Origin of the sequence: Cohnella sp. GbtcB17 (genome assembly GCF_019091135.1) — a bacterium.
In the GTDB taxonomy this organism is placed as follows: domain Bacteria; phylum Bacillota; class Bacilli; order Paenibacillales; family Paenibacillaceae; genus Cohnella.
Window position 1 is genome coordinate 1 of the sequence record NZ_JAGXJW010000211.1, and the last position, 321, is coordinate 321.

The 321-nt window shown below is 55.5% G+C and carries 1 protein-coding gene; it reads right to left on the minus strand.

Annotated elements, in window-relative coordinates; all coding sequences use genetic code 11:
• Positions 1–321, minus strand: a 321-nt coding sequence (locus KVT38_RS33625) for a PCYCGC domain-containing protein (RefSeq protein WP_217598061.1), incomplete at both ends; no start/stop codon positions are given.

Genomic DNA, 321 nt, shown 5'->3' on the forward strand with positions numbered 1-321 from the left:
GGGCGGCATGGGCGTATCCGTAGGTTTGCCGAAGCCCGTTTTATACGACTCGTCGATAAAGGTCCGGATCTCTTTATTCGAAGCGCCCTTTTGCTTCATCTGGGCGGACTGGTCGGCGATCTGCAAGCATACCCCGCAGCGTGTTCCGTGATCGGTCCAGATAACCGAGCCGTCGTCATTCGTTTGCAGAATAAAGCAATTGTAGTGGCTCCTGTGACCGGCACTTTCACCGCAGCCGCAATAACATGGGATCCATACAAGAATATCCTTTGCTGCCGCCGCGATTCGGTACACGGTACGAACTTCGTCCGGCTGGCCCGA